The following is a 1,790-nucleotide window of genomic DNA, read 5'->3' as shown; positions in this document are numbered from 1 at the left end:
GCAGGTCGGCGTCGAGCGGGATCACCGCGTCGCCGGCGGCTTCGTCGAGGCCGGCCGTCAGCGCGGCCTCCTTGCCGAAGTTGCGGGTCAGGTCGATCACGCGCACGCGCCGCTCGGCGGCGCCGATCCGGACCAGGCGTTCCAGCGTATCGTCGCGGCTGCCGTCGTTCACGCAGACGATCTCGAAGCGGATCGCATCGATCGCGCTCAGCAACGGAATCACGACGTCGAAGAAGCGCTCGACGGCTTCGCCTTCGTTGTAGAACGGCACGACCAGCGAGACGAGCGGCGTGTAGATGGATTCCCGCATGATGATTCCCCTTGTGATGTCGTCTTACCGGCCGGCGCCGAGCGTCGGGCGGCCGGTGCGGCGCATGCCGTGCGCCGGGCGGTGGTGTGCTCGGGACGGATGGGCGAACCCGGTCTCGGTCGAGGTATCGCGCGCGTCGGGCATCGACGGCACGTCGCGTCGTTCCTGCGCGATCCGGCTGACGAGCAGCGCGAGCGACGCGAGCGTCACGAGCGGCATGAACTGGAACGACAGGTGCGGCACGACCGCGAGGCCCGCGAGCGGCATCGGCCACAGCAGCATCAGCCATTCGCGGTCGAAGCGGCGCCAGCCGCGCGTCAACGCATAGCGCGCGTACCACGCGATCACGATGCCGTACCAGGTCAGGTCGTAGTCGTACAGATAGGGGCTGACGAGCAGGCATGCGCACGCGAGAGTCGCGGCGCGCAGTGCGTACGAGCACGCGCCGCGCCACGCGTAGACGACCGCGATCGCGGCAACCGCCGCCGACAGTAGTTGAAGGCCGCGCGCGACGAGCGCGGGCCAGCCGGCCATCGTCGCGAGCGCGAACAGGGTCGGCATGCGCGCGAGCTGTGCACGGCCGGTGCCGACGATGGCGTAGACGTCGGCGATCACGTGCGCGAACGCGACCCACGGGCCGACGCCGAACGCGAGTGTCGCGAGCAGGGCGCTGACCGCGATCGTCGCGGCCCATGCGGCCAGCGCGCGCCATTGGCCTGCACACAGCAGCGCGAGCGGGAACAGTACCGCAAGCTGCGGCTTCATCGTCAGCAACCCGAAGCAGATCCCGGCGCAGACGGGGCGGCGGTTCAGCGCGAGCAGGCCGACGGCGGCGAGCGTCGCGGTGAAGAGGCTGGTCTGTCCGACGATCACCGTGAGGAATGCGCCGGGGAACGCCAGCGCGCACAGCCACGCGGCATCGCGTTGCACGGTCGCGTGAATCGTTGCAGCGAACAGCGCATACGTGATGCCGAGCCACAGCACCAGCGCCAGCGTGTACGGCAGCCAGCCGAGCGGCAGCACGAGCAGCAGCATCGTCGGCGGATAGAGCCACGGCTGCGTGCCGTTTGCGAGCGTGATCGTCGGAACCGCCGATTTTTCGATCGCGAACAGCGTGGCGTAATGCCACGCGTCGGCGCCGTGCCCGTGCGCGGCGAGCCACGCGGCGCTCCAGATCGGCGAGAAATCGGGAGACAGCGGTTCGAGTACGCCGTGCTTCGACAGGATCACGCGGATCAGGTAGAGGCCGATGAACAGCAGTTCCGTCAGTAGCACGGCGGCCGCATAGACGCGCACGCGGTCGCGATTGAGCCAGTGCGGATGGCGGCGCGGGCCCGCGATCGGGAGTTCAGGATGCACGTCGATGGCGGAATGCGCGTGGCGGGCGAACGAAGGCGCTTTCATTGCTTGCCTCGCGACGCCAGTGCCGTACGACGCACGACGACGAACAGCACCGCGAGCAGCACGACGGGCCCGATCT

The 1,790-nt window shown here is 69.3% G+C and carries 2 protein-coding genes; both read right to left on the bottom strand.

The window, feature by feature from the left end:
- On the bottom strand, positions 1–310 hold a 310-nt coding region (locus JMF90_RS35595), incomplete at its 3' end, for a glycosyltransferase (protein ID WP_201326207.1).
- Positions 311–334: 24 nt separating this feature from the next.
- Positions 335–1,714 (bottom strand): glycosyltransferase family 87 protein, encoded by a 1,380-nt coding sequence (locus JMF90_RS35590; RefSeq protein WP_011549063.1) that lies wholly within the window; start codon positions 1,712–1,714, stop codon positions 335–337.
- Positions 1,715–1,790: the final 76 nt, after the last annotated feature.

This window comes from Burkholderia sp. E168m23 (assembly GCF_016586125.1).
Lineage (GTDB): Bacteria > Pseudomonadota > Gammaproteobacteria > Burkholderiales > Burkholderiaceae > Burkholderia > Burkholderia orbicola.
The sequence above is the reverse complement of the archived record's forward strand: the minus strand, read 5'-3'. Positions and strand labels throughout refer to the sequence as shown.